We start from the raw sequence: 20,034 nt of genomic DNA, 5'->3' as shown, positions 1-20,034 counted from the left end.
GGTTATATCCCATGCGGCCGGTGATGCCGTGCATGATGATGCCGATCGGCCTTGTCGCCATGAGTTCTTCCTCCCGTAAATAACTATATAGTTACATAACTGACATGGCTGAGCAACGCTGTCAACGAGCAGGACGACACCCTGCATGCTGAATCCCGATCAACGTTTTTGAGATCTTTCTCATATAGCCGCACCTCACCCCTGCTTTCCTTATCACCACTACTCTCGGCTGCATAGGCACTGTCGCGCCATCCGGCCTCGCCGCGAACAGGACGGCTGTCACACTACTTGACAGCTCGACGAGCCCTATGCATTCTAGTAACCGATCGGTTACAAGATTTACGAGTTTTGGTGATGCAGTTTCGGAGGAAGCTGCAAGTGCTGATTTGTGCTTTGGAGGAAGCGCGGGATGGAGAGGACTGCCAATACAGGCGCGCAAGGACAGACAGGCTTTCCGTTGCGCCTGGATATGCGAGAGATTTCAAAGCGTTTTGGCGCCGTCACGGTCCTTGACGGCATCTCGATGACCTGCCGTGCGGGCGAAGTTCTGGCGATTTGCGGAGAGAACGGCGCAGGCAAGTCCACGCTCATGAAAGTTCTCGCAGGCTTCTATCGACCGGATGGAGGGGATATCCGCATCGACGGACGTCCCGTGCATTTCAAGCGTCCGCTCGACAGCCAGCGCGAAGGCGTTGCCATCATTCACCAGGAATTGAGCCTCCTGCCCCATCGCACCGTGGCGCAGAACATATTTCTGGGGCGCGAACCGACGCGGTTTGGCATTGTCGATCACAAGCAGATGCGCGGGGCGGCGGCGCGTGTGCTTGCGCGCCTCCAGTCGACCATAGACCCCGATGTCCACGCCGGCACGTTGCCTATCGCCGACCAGCAGATCGTGGAGATCGCCAAGGCGTTGACGCTGAACGCCAGCATCCTGGTTTTCGACGAGCCGACGGCGGCTCTCGACACTGCCGAGGCGGCGAAACTATTCCAATTGATCGAGGAGCTGCGGCGCGAAGGCACCGCCATCCTCTATATTTCGCACAGGATGGCGGAAGTCTTCGCGCTGGCCGATCGCATTTGCGTCATCAAGGACGGGCGGCTCGTCGGCGATCTATCGCGAGGCGAAACCGACTCCGATGCGATCGTCCGCCTGATGGTCGGTCGCGAGATCGGGACCCTCTTTCCTCCGCGTTCGGATCGAGCTTTCGGTGACGAGATTTTCACCGTCGCTGGCGGAAGAAACCGCTATCTTCATGACATAACGCTGACCTTGAAAGCGGGAGAAATCGTCGGCGTCGCCGGACTTGAAGGATCGGGCAAGACGGCACTTGCACGCGCGATCGTCGGCGACGAGCCCTTCGATGCCGGGACCGTTCGTTACTGGGATGGCAAGGGCGCAGTCTCGAGCCCGCGCGAGGGTACGCGCCGAAAAATCGCTTACGTCCCGGACGACCGGAAAACGGAAGGGCTAGGCCTTCGTCAATCGCTGCGTGAGAACGCAGCCTTGACCAGGCGGGCTTTGTCACCGGCCCTATCGCTTGCGTCGAACGGTGGCTGTGCCGCACCCGCGCTCGATGCGCTGTTGCGCCAGCTTGACGTTCGGGCCGCCAACCACGCGATGCCCGTGGGCAGCCTCTCGGGCGGAAATCAGCAGAAGGTCGTCGTCGCACGATGGCTTGCCGTCAACCCTCGGCTCTGGGTTTTGTGCGAGCCCACGCGAGGGGTCGATGTCGGCGCCAGATCGACCATCTACTCAATCCTGCGGGTCTTTGCAGACGCCGGCGGCAGCGTTCTGGTCGTCAGCTCCGATCTTGCCGAGGTGATCGGCCTCAGCGACCGCATCGTGGTGATGAGCGAAGGCCGCATCGCCGCGGAAAGCCCCGCCGGAGCCAGTGAGGAAGACATCATGAAACACGCGGTCCTATCGCACCGGTCAGTGCCGGGCCGATCGAGAGAGACGGCATGACGGATATTCCTATCGAAAGCACAAGAGCAAGAAGGCCCGCAGCGCCAGGCTCAGCCCTGCCCTTCGTTCTCGTCATCGGTTCAGCCCTTGCCTATGGCATCGTCGCGTCCATGACCGGCCAGATCGCGCAATTGAGCTGGGACGGGATCATGGGGCTGCTTCAGCGCATGGTCGCGCTCGGGGTCGTGTCGATAGGCCAGACCTTCGTCATCATAGTCGGCTCCATCGATCTTTCGCTGGCGCATCTGATCAGTCTTGGCGCCATCGTCGCCGCCTTCGTCATGCAAGGGGATCCGTCGCTGATCTGGCTAGGCATCCTTGCCGCTATTCTGGTCGGCATCGTTGTCGGCTGCGTAAACGGCCTGCTTGTGACGCTTCTGAAGGTCAATCCGCTGATCGCAACGCTCGGCACGGGCCTTATCCTTCAGGGCATTCTGACGACAAGCTACGGAACGATGCAGGCGACGGCGCCGACGGACTACCGGGCGCTGGCCTACGACTCGATCGGCGGCGTGCCCTACGCCCTGCTGTTGCTGGCGGCCATCGGCATCATCGCCGCCTTCATCCTTCGCCGCACGGTCGCCGGTGCCCGCATCTACAGCGTCGGTGGCAACCCCATCAGCGCGCGCCTCGCCGGCATTCGTACCGACCGGGTGGTTCTGGCCGCGCATATCGTATCGGGAGCGTGTGCCGCCGCCACCGGCCTATATCTCGCGAGCCGCCTTGGAACAGCCACGCCATGGGTCGGCGCCAATGGCGGCTACGGTCTCGATTCCATCGCAGTCGTCGTTATCGGCGGCACGCTGCTTGCCGGCGGCAAGGGCGGCGTCAGCGGAACGCTTGCCGGCGTTTTTCTTTTTGCCACCATCGATGCCGTCTTCAACATGCTGCAGATCGATCCGTTCCTCGGGCAGGTGCTGCGCGGCGCCGTCGTCGTCCTCGCCGTCGCCTATCACAGCGTCCGCCAGAAGGGGCATATCGCATGATGTCGTCCCTCTCTGCCAGGCTCAACATTCCACAGGGACGATATCCCATGCTGGCCTCCATACGGCGGGTCAATCCCGCCCTGATCATGCTTCTGGTGCTGCTCGTGGGCATCGCGATCCTCAGCCCGCTCTACCGCACGCCGGCAGGCATGATGAGCCTGCTGCAGCGCGCCGCGCCGCTTGTCATTCTCACCTGCGGCCAGGCTTTCGTGCTAATATCCGGCGGCTTCGACCTCGCACAGGGCTCCCTCGTGACGCTCGTCGTCATTGCCTGCGCGCTGATTACCGGTGGTGATTCTGCGCTGACGACTGAGGCCATCGGGATTGCCTTCGGTCTCGGCCTTCTTGTCGGAGCGGTCAACGGCTTTGTCGTATCCTATCTTAAGGTTCCGTCCATCATCGCGACGCTCGGAGCGCTGCTCTCCGTCAAAGGCGCGGCGATGATGTGGTCCGGTGGCGCGCCGCAGGGCTATCTGCCGGACAATCTGCGCATGTTCGGGCGTATGGTCATTCGCCCGGTGCCCATCATCGGCGGCCTTCCTGTCGCGGTCATTGTCCTGCTTGCCGTCGTCGCCCTGCTCGCATTCCTGTTGCATTCGACGCAATACGGCAAATTGCTGACGATGATCGGTGACAACCCGCGCGCCGCCGAACTGTCCGGCGCGCCGGTGCGCATGATCCGTTTCGCCGCTTTCGTGATCTCGTCGCTGGCGGCCGTCGTGGCCGGTATCCTGCTTGGCGGTTTCTCGGGCGTTTCCGTCGACGTCGGCACCGGTCTCGAGCTGCAAGGGACGTCGGCAGCGGTTATCGGCGGCATTGTTCTGCTCGGCGGGCGCGGCAGCATCTTCGGGGCGGCCTGCGGCGCCCTGTCGCTTTACGCCCTGTTTACATTCCTCAATCTCATCGGCTTTCCCGAGCCGATGCGAGTAGCGGTGCAAGGCATCATTCTGATCGTTGCCGCCGCGATAACATCACGCAGACAAATGACGAATTGAAAATTGCGCTCCTTGGGAGAGGACGCCGTACCGGCCCATGCCGGTCCAACATTGGGAGGGAAACATGAAAGCAATTCACGCAAGGCAGCCTTTATCCATAGCCGTCAGCCTTTGCCTTCTTTCGGCATCGGTCGCTCTTTTCGCGCCGCCGGCGATGGCAGACGACGCCTTTACCGCCGAACAGGCGCTGTTGAAGGTGACGCCGACCGGACCCGCCGACAAGCCATGGGAGCAATATATCGGCGGCGGTCTCGTCGATACGTCCAAGTACAAGAAGGCCGGCCCGCATAAGCTGTGCTTCTCCAACGCAAGCGTCAGCAACCCGTGGCGCGTCGTCGGCTGGAAGGTCATGCAGGCGGAGGCAGATGCCGAAAAGAGCTCCATCGCCTCCCTGCAATATTCGGACGCCAAGGACAGCGACGACAAGCAGATCTCCGACATCAAGGCCTTCATCAATGGCGGCCAGTGCGACGCGTTGATCGTTTCGCCCACCACATCGGATGCGCTGACGCCTGTCGTTGAAGAAGCCTGCAAGAGCATGCCGGTGGTGGTGTTCGACCGCAGCGTCAATACGACCTGCCCGGTTACGTCCATCAGCAGCATTGGCGGCAATGCCTGGGGCATCGCCGGTGCGCGCTATATCGCCGAAAACCTGCCGAAGGGGGGCAAGGTGCTCTTGCTGCGCACGGCACCCGGCGTCGATCTGTTCGAAACCCGCTCCGATGCCGCCATGCGCATCTTCAAGGAGGCTGGCATCACGCCGGTCGGCAGCGAATTTACCGGCGGCGACAATGCCAAGACCAAGGCGGTCGTTTCCGATTATCTGAGCCGCTTCGGGCAGATCGATGCGGTATGGGTCGATCTCGGCGCCATGTCCGTCGCCGTTGCGGAAGCCTTCGAGGATGCAGGGCAGCCCTACCCGATCATCACCGGCGAAGACCAGGAAGACTATCTGCAGAAATGGAAGAACACGGGCTTCAAGGGCGTCGCCCCGACCTACCCGGCCTACCAGTGGCGCACGGCGCTGCAGGCGGCGGTGAAGATCCTAGACGGCAAGCAGGTTCCCGGACCGAAGTGGGTGCTGCCGCAACCTGTCATCACCAATGAGAACCTCGACCAGTACGTGAATTTGAAAATGCCGCCGCTGCATTACGCGCTTTGCGGCTGCGAAGACCTGCCGGGTTATCCGGAACGCTTCGGCGGCAAGCGCTGACTGTTGAAATACCCAAACGACCATTCATGCCGATAATCATAGGACGCATTTCATGATCGATTATCTCATTCTCGGTGGCGGCAGCGCAGGCTGCGTTCTGGCCGCCCGCCTTTCCGAAAATCCCGGCGTGCAGGTCGTTCTCGTCGAAGCCGGTCGCAATATTGCGGCCGGCAACCTTCCCGACAATATCCGCAGCCGCTATCCCGGACGCGCCTATATCGACGAAGGCAATATATGGGCGGACTTGAAGGCCTATATCGGCGCTCCCAAGGGTGAGACTGCCGGCCGGAGCCCCCGCCGCTATGAACAGGGCCGCGTGCTTGGCGGCGGTTCCGCCGTCAACGCCATGGTTGCCAACCGCGGCGCACCGGGCGACTACGACGAGTGGGGAGCAGAAGGCGCCAAGGGATGGTCCTGGGAAACTGCCCTGCCCTATTTCCGCAAGCTGGAGCACGATTTCGATTTCAATGACGACTATCACGGCCAGGACGGCCCGATCCCGATCCGTCGCATCACGCCGGCCAAGATGTCGCCCTTCGTCAAGAGCGTCATCGACACCATGGCCGCCCGCGGTCATCAACGCCGGCCCGATCAGAACGGCGAGTGGAAGGACGGGATCTATGTCGGCGCAATCGCCGTCAGCGACAAGGGCGAACGCGTGCCGACCTCCGTCGCCTACCTCTCTCCCGAGGTCAGGAAGCGTCCCAATCTGCGCATCCTGACCGACCGGTTCGCCGACAAACTCCTGCTGGACGGAAAGCGTGTGACCGGCGCCGTCATTTCCGATGCAAGGGACCGCTCGAAGACCGAGATCTTTCTTGCCAACGAGACCATCGTCAGCTGCGGCGCCATCCATACGCCTGCATTGCTGATGCGCAGCGGCATCGGACCAGGCGAACAGTTGACCAAGCTCGGTATCGCCGTCGCCGTCGAAAAGGCGGGCATCGGCAGCAATCTCATGGAACACCCCTCGACCGCCGTTTCGACATACCTGCCGCCGCAATCGCGGCTGCGGGATCTCGATGAGCACCATGATCACGCCATCCTTCGCTTTTCTTCGGGCCTGAAGGGCACGCCGGAAGGAGATATGCACGCCGCCATCATCGCCCGCTCCGGCTGGCATAGCGTCGGCCAGCGCGTCGGGACGCTGTTCATCTGGGTCAACAAGGCCTATTCGCGCGGGCATGTGCAATTGAAAAGCACCGATGCCCGCGAGGAGCCGCTGGTCGACTTTCGCATGCTGTCCGACGAACGCGATCTCGAACGGCTGAAATCGGCCTTCCGCCTTGGCGCCGAAACGCTGCTCGACAGCCATATGGACGGCCACCGTGGTACGGTATTTCCAACCAGCTATTCGCCGCGCGTGGCAAAGCTTGCCGGTCCGGGCATGGCCAACCAGATCCAGCGCGGGCTGTTCGGCGCCATGCTCGATCATTCCTACGCGCTGCGTCCCTGGCTCATCCATTCCGTGGTGACGCTTGGCATCAAGATGAAGGACCTGCTTGCCGACGACAAGGCGCTGACGGCATTCGTGAGCGGCGCCGTCGGCGGCGTCTGGCATGCCTCTGGGACCTGCAAGATGGGTGCGGAGGGGGATCCGCTTGCCGTAACGAGCGGTAGCGGCGAAGTCTATGGTATCGCCGGCTTGCGCATCTGCGATGCGTCATTGATGCCGACGATCCCGCGCGCCAACACGAATACGCCCGTCATCATGATGGCCGAGAAGATCGCTGACGATATCAAGGCCGCTCGCCAGGCGGCCGTAACGCAGGCGCGTGCATCCTCTCCTTCCGTATGAGCACGATATAATCCCTGGTCGCAGCAGATGCCTTCGCCACCCGGCCGTTACGCCGGATGGCGGCTTTCCGTTGCCTGCTGCAGAGCGAAGAGAATGACCAGAGCCAGGCCGAGCGCGCCGCCCGCCACGGCCGAAGCGGTCCATCCGCCCCATTGATAGGTCACGGTCCCGAGAAGGGAACCGAGCGCGCCCCCGATGAAGGTCACGGTCATGTAGAGCGCGTTGATGCGCCCGCGATTTTCCTGCCCGGCCGCTGAGAAGATGATACGCTGGCTGACGACCTGATTGCCCTGCACGCCGGCATCGATGAGGAATGCGAGGATTGCCAGGCCGACCACGGTCGGGATCGCAGCAGCCCAGCCGGTCGCCAGAAAGCCGACACCGACCAGCAGCATCGAGCCGAGCGTTACCATTCTGGAATGCCCCCGATCGGCAAGGCGTCCGGCCAGCGGCGCCGAAAGCGCGCCGCCTGCCCCTGCAAGCGCGAAAAATCCGATGGCACGCTGGCTGAGGCCGAGCTGCTCGCCAAGCATCAGCGGCGCTGCGGTCCAGAACATATTGAAGGCGGCAAACATCAGAAATTGGAAGGCAGCGCGCCAACGCAAAGCCGGTATCGTCATCCAAAGTCCCGCCATGGAGCTGAGGATCTTGCCGTAATGCATGCTGCCTTTGGCCGGATGCTTCGGCATCACCCGCACGAGCGCGATGAGGATCAGCACCATGAGCACGGCCGAGCACCAGAAGACGGCACGCCATCCGAAGCTTGCGGCGATGAAGAGCGAGGCGGGCCGCGCCAGCATGATGCCGGTCAGAAGCCCGGCCATGATATTGCCGACGGTGCGGCCACGCCGCTCCGCCGGAACCAGATGCGACACGAAGGGGATCAGCACCTGCGCGCCGGTGGAACAGACCCCGACGACGAAGGACGCGATGAGGAAGGGAACAGCGACCGTGGAAACAGCCGCAGCGACCAGCGCCACGATGGTGAGCGACAGCGTCGTCAGCACCAGCCGCCTGTTTTCCACGATGTCGGCGAGTGAAACGAGCAGGAAAAGGCCAGCGCCGTAGCCTATCTGCGTGATGCCGGTGATCGAACCTGCGAGACGGTCACTGATGCCAAGCTCCGAACCGATGGAGGCGACCAGGGGCTGCGCATAATAGAGGTTTGCGACAAGGGCGCCTGTGGCAATCGCCACCAGGGTGACAAAGGCAGGGGTCGGCTCCTGATCTATATTGTCGGCCGCAAGCGTTGCTTCATTTTGCATGATGATCTCCAAAGCTGCGACGACATGAGCACGACCTCGAGAAAATGCGAAGCGCTTTTCGCGCTGCCGCCCAGGCAATCGGAAAGCCAAAAGGAGATGCGTTGCACGAATATGACACGGATCAGGACGCGGCTCCCAAACAGAGCCCACCGGCCACGAGCAAGGTTGTCCCCGCCATAACTGCGACGTGCTTTTTCCACGGCAACACCGCCTCGGCCGACATCCACACGGTCAGGAACGCCATCCAGCCGAGGTTCATCGCGCCACCGGCAAACTGCAGGCAGATCATGCCGGCGCAGCAGCCGAAGCGAGAGCGGCCGTGTCGCAAGCCTTTGACGATCGCAACCGGATCACCATCGTCCCTGCCCGCCAAAATCCCGCAAAGCGGCTTCGACGTGCGTCTGAGGGGAGACAATTGATGAAGTCCGGCAGCCACGAGCAGAAGGCCGCTCGGCAGCGGGTCGGCCATCGTCGTCCAGCCGATCACCGTACCGGTGGACTCAAGCGCCCATTGCGCCAGCGCGGCGAGAAGGCCGCCGGTGAGCACGATCAGGAGATAGCCGGCTGCGAAGCATGTGGCAGTCGCATAGACCTTTCGGTCGCCGCGATGCTCCCAGGCCGCCTGCATGATTGCGAAGGCCGCGCCGGGAAGCATCATGGCCGGCGTCATGATGCCCCACATGGCGAGCAAGCCGGATGCCCGGCCGACACTCCAGGCGGGTATGGTCGACGCGATTCCATTGCTGTCGCAGATGAGAGTGCCTTCCATCGGCATCGTCGTCGCAAGCAGCCCCCAGCAAAGCGCACTTGCAAGAGCGATCCCGAGGAGGATCGCCTGCATCCGCGCATCGCGAAACATGGTCGTCGTGTGCATCACAAGCATCGCCCGCAACTTGATGTCAGGCACATGGCGGCTTCGACGCGCGAAGCCGCCATGTGAGCTGCTGCCTTATTTGAGGAGATCAGCAGCAGCATCCTTTCGAGCCGTCCGCGGCAAGGACGCTCGCATTGTTGACAGTATCGGGCAGATTGTTCGACGGGTTCATGTCGAAAAAGCCCACAGGCGCCAGCGAGAAGCCGCAGGATATGCAAGGCTGCACCGGAAAATCCTCCGGCCGGACGACGTGATGCAGGCCGAACGAATGCCAGAGCACGATATCGGTGTTCTCGACCGGACGATCCTGCTTGACGATTTCGGCGAGACCACCCGAACCATCCGAATTCGCGACGAACTCGCCGGCCGGATACCTCTCGTTCTCGTCGAAGGGCGTGACCCAGATGTGATTGCGGATGAAATTCGAGCGCACGCCCGAAGCGCCGTCCTCCTGGATCATGGGAGTGACGCAATTGGGCGCGTGCAGCTTGTATCCCACCGGCTTGCCGACATGGTTGAGCTTGTTGGGATTGACAACCTTCCAACCGCGATGGGTGGAAAGGTCCGCCCTGCGGGCAGCGCCAAGCTCGGTCTTCAGCACGGTATCCTCGGCATGAAAGGCATTGCCGTAAGGGTTCGTATCGCTTGTCGGCTCCATGAACGAATTGGTCTCGACGACGCTGTTGCCCGAGCCGTCGACGGCCATGTCGAGGCGAGCGCAGAAGATATGCTGGTGGATCGGCGCGCCGAGCCCCGGCTGGATCTCCGTCGAATATTTGTCGGGCTGGCCGGGATGGCAGGCATTGGTGTTGACGATGCCGGTCGCCTTCATCTCGAATTCGATCTCGCCGGCCAGATCCAGATACCAATATTGCGCATATTCGTAGTTGCCGACGGTGCAGATCGAGGAAATCACCAGCTTGCGGCCGCGCTTGAGCACGGTGCGGCCGGTGCGGAAATCCCAGTGCTTCCAGAGAATGCCCGCATCCTCTTCATGGATGCACACGGCCTTTTCGATGGTGACGGCCTCTCCTTTGATACCGTTCACCTCGGCGTCGAGATAGTGAATGGTGCCGAGGCAGTCGCAGCCGAGCTTCAGGGAATTGGTGAGCTTGCCGAAACCATATTCGCCGACATCGAAAATGTTCTGGCGCGCATGCCCGTAAAGCGGCGAACCGTAGGGCACGACGAGTTCGGTGATCGCCGCCCGGCGGACGACCGAGCGGCCATCATAGCGGATATCGTGCAGCACCAGCCCTTCGCGGGGCGTGAAGCCGATGGCAAGCGTCCATTTGTCCCAGGAAATGGCATGACCGTCCATGGTGAAGCTCACACCCTCCGGCTGCACGACATTGAGCGTCTTCAGCGGGGCTGCCGGAGCGGGCAGGAATTCCGGATCGTAGTCATAGCGGGTCATCGGGATCGGCGGATGATCGGGATAGTCGTCAACGCGCAAAACTTCACCGGTCTTGACATCGATGACCGCATTCAGGCCCTCGATCGGATGCGCATAGTAGTTTCCGAATTCATGAACGCGCAGCCAGGAAAAGGTATGCGAGATCAGCCGCCCTTCCTCGTCCTTGTGACCGAAATTGCCGCCGGACCAGGAATCGACGATGACACCGGTCATGTCGTCGATCCCGCGCTTGCGGCAGGCTTCGATGAAGCGCGGATCATTCTTGACGTTAACTTCGACGCTCAGCATCTGCTCGACCATGAAGCCGGCGCGCGCCGTCGGGAAATGCTTGCGGCTGACGATCGCCTTATCGGCGAGCGAGACGATCAGCTGCCAGACACCGGGCCGATCCAAATGATTGACGTTGACGCGCGCCTGGCGCGGCAGGGTCTTGCCCTCGACATGGGCGCGATATTCCGCCGGCGTCGGCTCGCGAAGATCGATATTCTCGAAAAGCGCGTCCGGACCGAGTTCCGGATCTGCCTTGATCACACCGGCAACCACACGGATTTCATCCGCTGTCAGCGGCGAAAGAGCCTGGAGGTAGGTTGGCGGCGGCGGTGCAGCAACGCCGGCTTTCGCCGTGGCGGGGTGAACGGTCTGGTTCATGGTACTCTGTTCCCTGTTCTTGTGCGGCGGCGCCCGGCTGAACGGCCATCCGTCGCGGTTCGTGTTCATCGACAGGCCGCAAGACGCGGCCTGTCGATGGGCTGTAATTACTGACGCAAGTCCGTCCAGATCCGGTCGTAGGCGCGTGTCGCCTTTTCCGGGCAGGACGGTGCAAAGACGATCTTGAGATCAGCGGGAGGGTTGAATTCCGGCGAGTTGCCGACGTCCGGCGGCAGAAATTTATTCGATCCGGTAACCGCGCTCTGGTAGCCGGTCGACTTCTGCTGCAGCGCGATGTTTTCCGGATCCATCAGGAAGTTCAGAAACTTCTTGGCGTTTTCGAGATCGGGCGCTCCCTTGGGAACAGCGACGTTGTCCATCCAGCCGATCGCCCCTTCTTTGGGGAAGACATATTTGATGGTCGATTTCTGCTGGCGCGCGGCAAGCGCCTTGCCGGACCATTGCTCATGCATGACCGTCTCGCCGGAGACCTGGCGTTCGGTCGTCCCGTCCGAGTTATAGACCTTGACGAAGGGCTTCTGTGCCTGCAGCAACGCATCCAGCTGCTTCAAGTCGGCCGGATTGGTGTTACATTGCTCCTTGCCCATGTAGAGCAGCGCCAGCGACATGACCTCGCTCGGCGAGCCGAACATGCCGATCTTGCCCTTCAGATCGTCGGAAGGCTCGAAGAGTGCTTTCAGGCTGTCGGTCGGCCCTTTGTAGATGGCCGTGTCCACAGAATAGGATGTCGTTCCCCACACCCACGGGACCGAATATTTGGCATCGACATCCCACGGGCGCTTCTGCCACTTGGGCGCCAGATTCTTGAAATTCGGCATGGAGGCCACGCCGACATCCTGCAACAGTCCCTGATTGACGAAAATCGGCACGAAATCGTTGCTGATGATCATCACGTCGTAGCCGGAAGCCCCGGAACTGATCTTCGCAAGCGCGGTCTCGTTGGAATCATAGGTGTCGATCGTGACCTTGATGCCGGTTTCGGCCTCGAATTTCTTGATCATCTCGTCAGACGTGTAATCCGTCCAATTGTAGATATGCAGCACGCCCGCATCGGCGAAGGCCGCATGCGGCATGGCGCAGGTGAGACTTGCCAGCAGCCCGGTGCTCAAGAGCATTTTCTTCAATTTGGTCATGGTTCCCTCTCTGTTGTTTTATGGAGATTATTGTTCTGCCGTCTGGCTTCGTCGCCCGAGCAGCAGCGACGCCGTCACGAAAACCAGCGAGACGACGAGCAGAATGGTCGAGATGGCATTGACCTCCGGCGTCACGCCGAGCCGCATCATGCCGTAGACATAGACGGGCAGCGTCGTGGAGCCGGCTCCGGACACCATCAGGCTGATCAGGAAATCGTCCAGCGACACGACGAACGCCATCAAGGCGCCTGCCGAGATCGCCGGCATCAGCAAGGGCAGCGTCACACGCCGGAACAGCTGCCATTCGCTGGCATAGAGGTCGCGCGCGGCCTCCTCGAGCGTGGCTCCCATGTCGCGCAGGCGCGCCTGCACGGGAAGCAGCGCAAACGGAATGCAGAAAACCGTATGGGCGATGATGAGGTTGACGAGACCGTTATGCATTCCGAGCATCGAGAAGAAGATCAAAGTCATGATCGCCACGATGATCTCCGGCACGATCAAGGGTAGCGCGATCATCGCCGTTACCGTCGCCCGGCCATGCCTCAGCTTGCCGCGTTCGAGCGCCAGCGCCCCAGCCGTCGCAATCAGGGTCGAGGCGATGGTCGCGGCAATGGCAATCACGATACTGTTGACCGCGGCGCGGCGAATATCGGCATTGGCGGAGACATCGACGAACCAATGGACGCTGAAACCACTCCAGACCGTCACCAACTGGTTGGCATTGAAGGAGTAGACCACCAGGATCAGCAATGGCGCGTAGAAGAACAGCATGACGATCGCCGTGAAGGCGGACAGCCCGGGCGTATGACGCCAGTCGAAAGATCTTGCGGTTCTCATGAGCGGCCTTCCTCCGGTACCTTGCGTGAACGGGCGAGGAAAATCAGCAGGACACCGGCCGTCACGACGATCGACAGCGCCGCTCCGAAGGGCCAGTTGCGCGACGTGGTGAATTGCATCTGCACGAGGCTGCCGATCAGCAGCTTCTTGCCGCCCCCGAGCAGATCGGGCGCGAGGAACGAACCGAGGGCCGGCGCGAAGACGATACTTGCGCCGACCAGCGCGCCAGGCTTGGCCAGCGGCCAGATCACCCGACGGAAGACCGCATATCGGTTGGCGTAGAGATCATAGGCGACCTCGATGAGCCGGGGGTCGATGCGCTCCAGCGTCGAATAGACGGGCAAGATCATGAAGGGCAGGAAAGTATAGACCAGGCCCAGAAGGATGGAGCCGTCGTTGTAGAGCAGCGGCAGCGGATCCGTAATGACGCCAAGGGATTTCAGGAAATTGTTTGCAAGCCCTTCGTCGCGCAGGATCAGCACCCAGCAATAGGTGCGGATCAGCGTGTTGATCCAGAAAGGCAACGTCACGAGGAAGAGCAGGATTCGCCGCCGCTCCGGCGACTGGCAGACGATAAACCAGGCAACGGGCAAGCCAAACACCAGGCAGAGGATGGTCGTTGCCGCCGCCAGGTAGATCGAGCGGATGATGATGATCACATAGCTCCACGAGAACATCAGACTGTCGTCGAAGTCACGCCGGAAGAGGAATTGCACATAAGCGTCGAAGGTCAGCGGCATGCTGACACCGCCATAGGGATTGGCGGTCATGAAGGAATAGACGACGGCGATACAGAGCGGCAGCACCATGAAGGTGCCGATGACCAGGAAGGCCGGGGCGATCAGAGCCAAACTGCGGTTTTCGTTCATGCGCCCGCTCCCTCAGTCAACCAGGTGGCGTTCGACGCCACTCGGCCAATCGACAACGACGGATTGGCCTGCGGTCAGGGGCGGCTCGATATCGCGGCAGCGGCTGCGCACTTTGCTGCCTCCGTCCAGCGCAACCTCGTAGAGCGTATCGAGGCCGAGGAAGGTGACCGAGGCTACGGTTCCCCGGGCGCGCCCCTTGCCTGCACCGGCGGCGGGCGAAACGACAATCCGCTCCGGGCGCACGGCAACCATGATGGCCGGATCCCGGCCGAGAACAGCGCCGGGGATGACATTGGACTCGCCGATGAAGTCCGCCACGAAACGGCTTTGCGGATTGTCATATATGCCCCTCGGCTCCCCGACCTGCAGAACGCTGCCCGCCGACATGACGGCGATGCGATCGGACATTGCCAGGGCCTCTTCCTGATCGTGCGTGACCAGAACGAAGGTAATGCCGGTCTCCCGCTGCAGGCGCTTCAATTCCGATTGCATTTCCTTGCGCAGCTTCAGATCCAGAGCGGAGAGCGGCTCGTCGAGCAGCAGCACCTTGGGGCGCGGAGCAAGCGCCCTTGCCAGCGCGACACGTTGCTGTTGGCCGCCGGAAAGCTGGCGCGGGCTGCGCGAGGCGTAATTGTTGAGCCGGACCATGCTCAGCGCTTCACGCACCCGCTGATCGATCTCCGCCTTCGGCACCCGGCGCATTTCCAGACCGAAGGCCACGTTCTCAGCGATCGTCATATGCGGGAAGAGAGCATAGCTCTGAAACACCGTGTTGACCGGCCGCTTTTGCGGAGGCAGCGAGGCGGCGTCGATGTCGTCGATCCGGATCTTTCCCGTGGTCGGCGCTTCAAATCCCCCGATAAGGCGCAGCAACGTCGTCTTCCCGCAGCCGGATGGGCCGAGCAGCGTGAAAAACTCATTGTCGCGGATCGAAAGGTTGATCGTGTTCAACGCGGTCACGAGACCGACGGCCCTTGTCGAGAAGGACTTTGATACATCCTCGATGTCGATCATAGACCGCATGCTTCATGCCCCTCATATTTTTTATAAATAACTATTTGGTGAATAGCTAACAGCGACAAAATTCGTCTGTCAAGCGGCGTATGGCCTCCTGCTTTCAAAAATAGATCACTGGATTTTTCAGCCTGTGCTTCAGCGGCTCCCGGCCCAGCCGCAAGCTGTCGCGCGAGCGAAGATATGGATATAAATTATTGATTTAGCGCGCAATTTTTATAAGGAAAACAGGGCAACGCCTCCAGCTGCAGCATCTCTGGGGAGGCTGCGGGAGTTCATGGCAATAGCGTTTCAACGACGATCGCAGCTCGCCGTCAAGCGACGGTGAACGCAGGTGCCGCGATCTTTATATAACTATTTCGTTACTTAATTTTCGAAGACATTGAAGCCGTCAGGATAGATCCACTTCGTCCAGGATTCGCTGTTGCTTGTTTTCTGTGCCCGGCGACGGCGAGCACCGGTCGTTCGCTCACAATCGCCGTGCGCCGCCGCCTGCCCGCCATCATGCACAGGAATACCCGCACATCATTTCGAGCATCGCCGGATGCCGCCAGACGCTCCTCTTGCAGGCATCCGCATACGCATTAACACAACACTTTTTAATTAAACGCTTTTTGAATATCTTGCAACAAAAGCTTTGACGAAAGACCATGCATGCTCAATTCAATGGACCGTGACGGCGCAATGCCCGGCACCAATCTCACACAGACCCGGGCGCTGAACCGTCGCGCGGTTTTCGACGCCATACGCCGCAGCGGTCCCATCACCCGCATGGAGCTGGCGCAAACGATCGGCCTGACCGTTCAGGCCATTTCCAACATAGCCTCGGAGCTCGAAGTCGCCGGCCTGATCCGGCAACAGGGCAAGCGTGTGGGGCAACGCGGGCAGCCAGCCGTCGAACTATCCCTCGATCCGGCCGGCGGCTACACGATCGGCCTGTCCCTTGCCTATCGGCGGCTCTCCGGCATGCTGGTCGATCTGACCGGTGAGGTCGTCGCCGGCGAGGATTGCGATCTTGTCGAACGCGAGCCGCATTTGATCGCCGAGGCCCTGGGCTCATTGGCGAATCGGCTGCTGAAAACCTCAGGCGTCGGGCGAGATAAAATCTGGGGCATCGGCTGCAGCGTGCCGGGCACGGTGGAAAACGGCACCTTCTGGTACGACAAGGTGCAGGAAGCGGACGAATGGACCAAGTTCCCACTGGTGGCAAAGCTGGAAGAGCTGACCGGCGTCAAAACCTTTGTCGAAAACGATGCGACCGTTTCGGCCATTGGCGAGAGCCTTTATGGCATCGGCCGCATCGCGCGCAGCTTCTTCTACCTGCATTTCAACCTCGGGATCGGCAGCGGCCTGATCATGGATGGCCACCCGTATCGTGGCGCGTTCGGCGGCGCCGGCGAAATCGGCCACATGATCGTCAAGCCCGGCGGACGACTTTGCCCCTGCGGCAGCCGCGGCTGCCTGGAGCAATATGTGTCGTTTTACGCTGCCGCGGAGACCATTTGCGGGCCAACCCGCACGCCGGACGAGGTCCCGGCGGAAGAACTGGTCGCCTGCCACCGCTCCGGCGACGCGCGGCTGCTCGCCTGGCAGCAGGAAGCGGGCCAATATCTGCGCATCGCCATCCGCAACGTCGAAGCCATGTTCGACCCCGATACCATCGTCATCGGGAGCGGCCTGCCCGGCGAACTCCTGGAAGGCCTCATCGCCGCAGCAACGCCGCTGCTCCCCTCCATGACCCATCGGCACGCGAGCAGCCTGCCACGCCTGATGCCCGCCGAACATGCCGCCGAAATGCCGGCACTCGGCGCGGCGGCATTGCCGATCGCAGTTGCCATGCTGCCCGGCTCCTCCAGCGCCTCATGGCGGGCGACCACGACCGATACGCCGATGGCGGCCAATCCCGCACTCGCCGCCCTTGGCTTTGATTCCGCCTGGCAGTGAGCGATTCGATTCGCGCCAATTATCAAAGAGCGTTTCAATATTGCTCGCCGGGAGTTTCCAGCCATACGGGGTGAATCCGATCAAGGCCAATGCCGAATGCGGATGCCGCCGCCCCGAAAGCTCGGAAAGCTCTCACGCTGGACCGCATGCAGCCCGCGGCGGGAAAATCGGGGCCACTCAATGCGTCAGCGGGCGACCGCCGGCATCGAAGAGGTGATATCGATCCCCCTTCGGCGAAAAGGAAAGGCGCTCCCCGGCTCGATAGTCCGACTTGCCCTCCTGACGGATGATGATCGGCTTTGTGCCCCCCATGTCGATATAGATGTAGGAGTCGGACCCGAGGTTTTCCGAATGCATGACGGTACCCGACCACGCGCCTCCCGAGCTGTCGATGGTGAGATGCTCCGGGCGCACGCCGACGGTCTCGGCCCTGTAGCCCCTGGCATCCTCGCCGGTCATGAAGTTCATTTCGGGCGAGCCGATGAACTTGGCGACGAAGAGGTTCTGCGGGTTCTCGTAAAGCTCCAGCGGCGAGCCGACCTGCTGCACCACGCCATCCCGCAACACGACGATCTTGTCCGCCATGGTCATGGCCTCGACCTGATCGTGGGTGACGTAGATCATGGCCGTATCGGAGAGGTTCTTGTTGAGCTGGGCGATCTCGATGCGCATCTGCACGCGCAGCGAAGCATCGAGATTGGACAAAGGTTCGTCGAACAGGAAGACCTTCGGATTGCGCACGATGGCCCGGCCGATGGCAACGCGCTGGCGCTGGCCGCCCGAAAGAGCCTTGGGCAACCGCTTCAGGTAGGGCACGAGCTGCAGCTTCTCCGCAGCCGCCATGACCATCCTGTCGATCTGGTCCTTCGGCAGTTTTTGCAGTTGCAGCGAATAGGCCATGTTGTCGTAGACCGTCTTGTGCGGATAGAGCGCATAGGACTGGAAGACCATGGCGATACCGCGCTGCGAAGGGCCGATATCGTTGACCACGCGACCGCCGATCTCCAGGGTTCCGTCGCTAATCGGCTCCAGGCCGGAGATGCAGCGCAGCAAGGTCGACTTGCCACAGCCTGAGGGGCCGACGAAGGCGACGAACTCGCCCGATCTGATCTCGAGATTGATGTTCTTCAGGACTTCGACTGCGCCATAGCGCTTGTAGAGACTGCTGATTTTGACGTCGGCCATGGGGTGCTCCATTCCGGAATTTTGTGAGGATGACGATACGGGATGCTACTTGCCGACACCCTGGCTCAGGCCCTTGATGAACTGCCGGGAAAAGATCACGTACAGGACGATCAAAGGCACGGCGCCCAGCGTCAGCGCCGCAAGCAGTGCCGGATAGTCGCTCAGAAACTGGCCGACGAATTGCTGCACGCCGAGCGTGACCGTTTGATTGTTCTTGCTCGGCGCGAGGACGAGCGGAAACCACAGGTCGTTCCAGACCGGCAGCATCGTCAGCGTCGCAACGGCGGCAAGGCCCGGCTTGACGACGGGAAGTGCTATCAGAAAGGTGCGGAATTCACCGGCGCCGTCGATGCGCGCTGCTTCCTTCAGCTCGGTCGGGACCGTGCGGAAATAGGCGACCATCAGCGTAACGGCGATCGGGATGCTCATCGCGGTATAGACGAGGATCAATGCCGCCAATGTATCGATGAGGTTCCAGGAAATCATGATCTCGAGGATCGGCACGGTGCCGAGCCTTATCGGCAGCATGATGCCGACGATGAACAACCCGCCGAGCACGGGTGCTAGCCGCACCTTGTATTCGACAAGACCATAGGCGGCCAGCGTTGCGGTGACGATTGTCAGCGCGATGGTGACGACGGTGACGATCAGGCTGTTCTGATAGTTCAGCAGGAAGTTGCCCCGCGTGAAAACGCGCAGATATCCATCGATGCCGAAGGTCTTGATCGTCGGCGGATCGAAGGGGCCGCCGAAGATCGCCGGCGTCGTCTTGAACGAGTTCATGATGACGAGCAGGATCGGGCCGATGGCAAGCAGGACAAAGAAAATCAGCAGCGCGTGCACGACGATCCGGTCTGCGGTCCATGCGCGCGCATCCTTGCTTTTGCGTGCGGTGCGGGCGGCGTTCTCATCGGATAATGTTATGGTCATGCCTGATCCTCCTCAGATCTGATGCGGCTTCAGGCGGCGCTGGACGAGCCAGAAATAGACAGCCGTCACGACAAGAATGATCAGGAAGATGACCGTCGCTACCGTTGCACCGAGGTCGATATCGGCGACCTGCCCGCTCGATCCGAAGAAGGTGCGATAAAACAGGGTTCCGAGAATATCCGTGCTGTAGTTCGGGCCGGGTGCTGCGCCGTTCAGTGCGAAGACGAGGTCGAAGCCGTTGAAGGTCCAGATGTAGGTCAGGATGACGATCAGCCCGAACTGCGGCGCGATCAGCGGAAACTTGATGCCCCAGAAGATGCGCCAGTTACTGGCACCGTCGATGCGGGCTGCCTCGACGATATCCTCGGGGACGGCCAGCAGGGCACTGTAGAGAAAGATCATCGGAATGCCGACATATTGCCAGACCGACATCAGCGAGATCGTCGGCAATGCCGTCATTTCATTGCCGAGCAGCGGAAAGTGCACGAGCCCCCAGAGCGGATTGATGATCAGCCGCCAGATGAAGCCGACAATGACGACGGACAGCGTGGCCGGAATGAAGAGGAGCGTGCGATAGACGCCTTCCGAACGGCGCAAAAGGCCTGATGTCAGGAGTGCCGCCATCAGCAGGCCGATCGGCACCTCGACGACCAGATGGATGGCGAAATATTCGATATTGTTCAGGAGCGCATTCCAGAACCGGGCGCTCGTGACGGGGTGCGTGAACAGATAGTAGTAATTCTGCAATCCGACAAAAACACGCCCCGTTGAGCTTTTGGTATCGAAAAAGCTCATCAGGATGGAAAGAGCCAGCGGCAACACGGCAAAGGCGACATAGATCGCCAGCGCCGGCAAAACGAACAGCGCCAAGCTGATGCGCGCGGTAATTGGGCGTATCACTCGGAAGGCCTCCCATTCCTGTATGAACGTCTTAGA

At 61.1% G+C, this 20,034-nt stretch carries 17 protein-coding genes; 7 read left to right on the top strand and 10 right to left on the bottom strand.

Annotated elements, in window-relative coordinates; all coding sequences use genetic code 11:
- The first annotated feature begins 409 nt into the window (after positions 1-409).
- From GR212_RS20710 to GR212_RS20690, 5 genes are all read left to right on the top strand, one after another.
- The gene (locus GR212_RS20710; protein WP_163988870.1) at positions 410-1,969 is read left to right on the top strand and encodes a sugar ABC transporter ATP-binding protein; all 1,560 of its coding nucleotides are present in this window, start codon (positions 410-412) and stop codon (positions 1,967-1,969) included.
- Positions 1,966-2,955 carry an ABC transporter permease gene (locus GR212_RS20705; RefSeq protein WP_163988868.1) on the top strand — a complete coding sequence of 330 codons (990 nt, stop codon included), beginning with the start codon at positions 1,966-1,968 and terminating at the stop codon, positions 2,953-2,955. Before GR212_RS20710 ends, GR212_RS20705 begins: the two co-directional genes overlap by 4 nt.
- A complete protein-coding gene (locus tag GR212_RS20700; protein WP_246725834.1) occupies positions 2,952-3,950 on the top strand; it encodes an ABC transporter permease in 999 nt (332 codons plus the stop codon). Before GR212_RS20705 ends, GR212_RS20700 begins: the two co-directional genes overlap by 4 nt.
- 64 nt (positions 3,951-4,014) lie before the next feature.
- Positions 4,015-5,163, top strand: coding sequence for an ABC transporter substrate-binding protein (locus GR212_RS20695; RefSeq protein WP_246725833.1), 1,149 nt, complete (start codon positions 4,015-4,017; stop codon positions 5,161-5,163).
- A gap of 52 nt (positions 5,164-5,215) precedes the next feature.
- Positions 5,216-6,961, top strand: coding sequence for a GMC family oxidoreductase (locus GR212_RS20690; RefSeq protein ID WP_163988866.1), 1,746 nt, complete (start codon positions 5,216-5,218; stop codon positions 6,959-6,961).
- A 47-nt stretch (positions 6,962-7,008) separates the two neighbouring features.
- Here GR212_RS20690 and GR212_RS20685 read toward each other — a convergent pair whose 3' ends face one another.
- The 7 genes from GR212_RS20685 to GR212_RS20655 form a co-directional block, all read right to left on the bottom strand.
- Entirely contained in the window at positions 7,009-8,226 is a 1,218-nt protein-coding gene (locus tag GR212_RS20685) for an MFS transporter (protein ID WP_163988865.1), read from the bottom strand.
- 121 nt (positions 8,227-8,347) lie between these two features.
- Positions 8,348-9,133: a DUF2182 domain-containing protein gene (locus GR212_RS37160; protein WP_163988863.1), complete on the bottom strand. Its 786-nt coding sequence runs from the start codon at positions 9,131-9,133 to the stop codon at positions 8,348-8,350.
- 55 nt (positions 9,134-9,188) lie between these two features.
- Complete coding sequence (locus tag GR212_RS20675; RefSeq protein ID WP_163988861.1) at positions 9,189-11,165, bottom strand: primary-amine oxidase; 1,977 nt, start codon at positions 11,163-11,165, stop codon at positions 9,189-9,191.
- 107 nt (positions 11,166-11,272) lie between these two features.
- Complete coding sequence (locus tag GR212_RS20670) at positions 11,273-12,319, bottom strand: extracellular solute-binding protein (RefSeq protein ID WP_163988859.1); 1,047 nt, start codon at positions 12,317-12,319, stop codon at positions 11,273-11,275.
- A 27-nt stretch (positions 12,320-12,346) separates the two neighbouring features.
- Positions 12,347-13,156, bottom strand: a complete 810-nt coding sequence (locus GR212_RS20665; RefSeq protein WP_163988857.1) for an ABC transporter permease — start codon at positions 13,154-13,156, stop codon at positions 12,347-12,349.
- Positions 13,153-14,025: an ABC transporter permease gene (locus GR212_RS20660; RefSeq protein WP_163988855.1), complete on the bottom strand. Its 873-nt coding sequence runs from the start codon at positions 14,023-14,025 to the stop codon at positions 13,153-13,155. Before GR212_RS20660 ends, GR212_RS20665 begins: the two co-directional genes overlap by 4 nt.
- A 12-nt stretch (positions 14,026-14,037) precedes the next feature.
- Positions 14,038-15,048 (bottom strand): ABC transporter ATP-binding protein, encoded by a 1,011-nt coding sequence (locus tag GR212_RS20655; protein WP_163988853.1) that lies wholly within the window; start codon positions 15,046-15,048, stop codon positions 14,038-14,040.
- A gap of 419 nt (positions 15,049-15,467) precedes the next feature.
- Here GR212_RS20655 and GR212_RS20650 point away from each other — a divergent pair, with 419 nt between their 5' ends.
- Positions 15,468-15,680 (top strand): hypothetical protein, encoded by a 213-nt coding sequence (locus GR212_RS20650; RefSeq protein WP_163988851.1) that lies wholly within the window; start codon positions 15,468-15,470, stop codon positions 15,678-15,680.
- Between the two features lie 13 nt (positions 15,681-15,693).
- Positions 15,694-16,983, top strand: coding sequence for an ROK family transcriptional regulator (locus GR212_RS20645; protein WP_163988849.1), 1,290 nt, complete (start codon positions 15,694-15,696; stop codon positions 16,981-16,983).
- 177 nt (positions 16,984-17,160) lie between these two features.
- Here GR212_RS20645 and GR212_RS20640 read toward each other — a convergent pair whose 3' ends face one another.
- Genes GR212_RS20640 through GR212_RS20630 form a run of 3 tightly spaced genes read right to left on the bottom strand, consistent with a single transcriptional unit; the run spans position 17,161 to position 19,998 of the window.
- On the bottom strand, positions 17,161-18,168 hold the full coding sequence (locus GR212_RS20640; protein ID WP_163988847.1) for an ABC transporter ATP-binding protein: 1,008 nt from the start codon (positions 18,166-18,168) through the stop codon (positions 17,161-17,163).
- A gap of 45 nt (positions 18,169-18,213) precedes the next feature.
- Entirely contained in the window at positions 18,214-19,098 is an 885-nt protein-coding gene (locus tag GR212_RS20635) for a carbohydrate ABC transporter permease (RefSeq protein WP_163988845.1), read from the bottom strand.
- A gap of 12 nt (positions 19,099-19,110) precedes the next feature.
- On the bottom strand, positions 19,111-19,998 hold the full coding sequence (locus tag GR212_RS20630) for an ABC transporter permease subunit (RefSeq protein ID WP_163988843.1): 888 nt from the start codon (positions 19,996-19,998) through the stop codon (positions 19,111-19,113).
- Positions 19,999-20,034 lie beyond the last annotated feature (36 nt).

The sequence above is a fragment of the Martinezella lusitana genome (genome assembly GCF_010668395.1).
GTDB classification, from domain to species: Bacteria; Pseudomonadota; Alphaproteobacteria; order Rhizobiales; family Rhizobiaceae; genus Rhizobium; species Rhizobium lusitanum_A.
The sequence above is the reverse complement of the archived record's forward strand: the minus strand, read 5'-3'. Positions and strand labels throughout refer to the sequence as shown.

Bases quoted from the DNA above. Each gene is read 5' to 3' on its own strand.
- GR212_RS20710 (WP_163988870.1), top strand. From the start codon at position 410: ATGGAGAGGACTGCCAATACAGGCGCGCAAGGACAGACAGGCTTTCCG.
- GR212_RS20705 (WP_163988868.1), top strand. From the start codon at position 1,966: ATGACGGATATTCCTATCGAAAGCACAAGAGCAAGAAGGCCCGCAGCG.
- GR212_RS20660 (WP_163988855.1), bottom strand. From the start codon at position 14,025: ATGAACGAAAACCGCAGTTTGGCTCTGATCGCCCCGGCCTTCCTGGTC.
- GR212_RS20675 (WP_163988861.1), bottom strand. From the start codon at position 11,165: ATGAACCAGACCGTTCACCCCGCCACGGCGAAAGCCGGCGTTGCTGCA.
- GR212_RS20655 (WP_163988853.1), bottom strand. From the start codon at position 15,048: ATGCGGTCTATGATCGACATCGAGGATGTATCAAAGTCCTTCTCGACA.
- GR212_RS20635 (WP_163988845.1), bottom strand. From the start codon at position 19,098: ATGACCATAACATTATCCGATGAGAACGCCGCCCGCACCGCACGCAAA.
- GR212_RS20665 (WP_163988857.1), bottom strand. From the start codon at position 13,156: ATGAGAACCGCAAGATCTTTCGACTGGCGTCATACGCCCGGGCTGTCC.
- GR212_RS20690 (WP_163988866.1), top strand. From the start codon at position 5,216: ATGATCGATTATCTCATTCTCGGTGGCGGCAGCGCAGGCTGCGTTCTG.
- GR212_RS20700 (WP_246725834.1), top strand. From the start codon at position 2,952: ATGATGTCGTCCCTCTCTGCCAGGCTCAACATTCCACAGGGACGATAT.
- GR212_RS20640 (WP_163988847.1), bottom strand. From the start codon at position 18,168: ATGGCCGACGTCAAAATCAGCAGTCTCTACAAGCGCTATGGCGCAGTC.
- GR212_RS20695 (WP_246725833.1), top strand. From the start codon at position 4,015: ATGAAAGCAATTCACGCAAGGCAGCCTTTATCCATAGCCGTCAGCCTT.
- GR212_RS20645 (WP_163988849.1), top strand. From the start codon at position 15,694: ATGCTCAATTCAATGGACCGTGACGGCGCAATGCCCGGCACCAATCTC.
- GR212_RS20670 (WP_163988859.1), bottom strand. From the start codon at position 12,319: ATGACCAAATTGAAGAAAATGCTCTTGAGCACCGGGCTGCTGGCAAGT.
- GR212_RS20685 (WP_163988865.1), bottom strand. From the start codon at position 8,226: ATGCAAAATGAAGCAACGCTTGCGGCCGACAATATAGATCAGGAGCCG.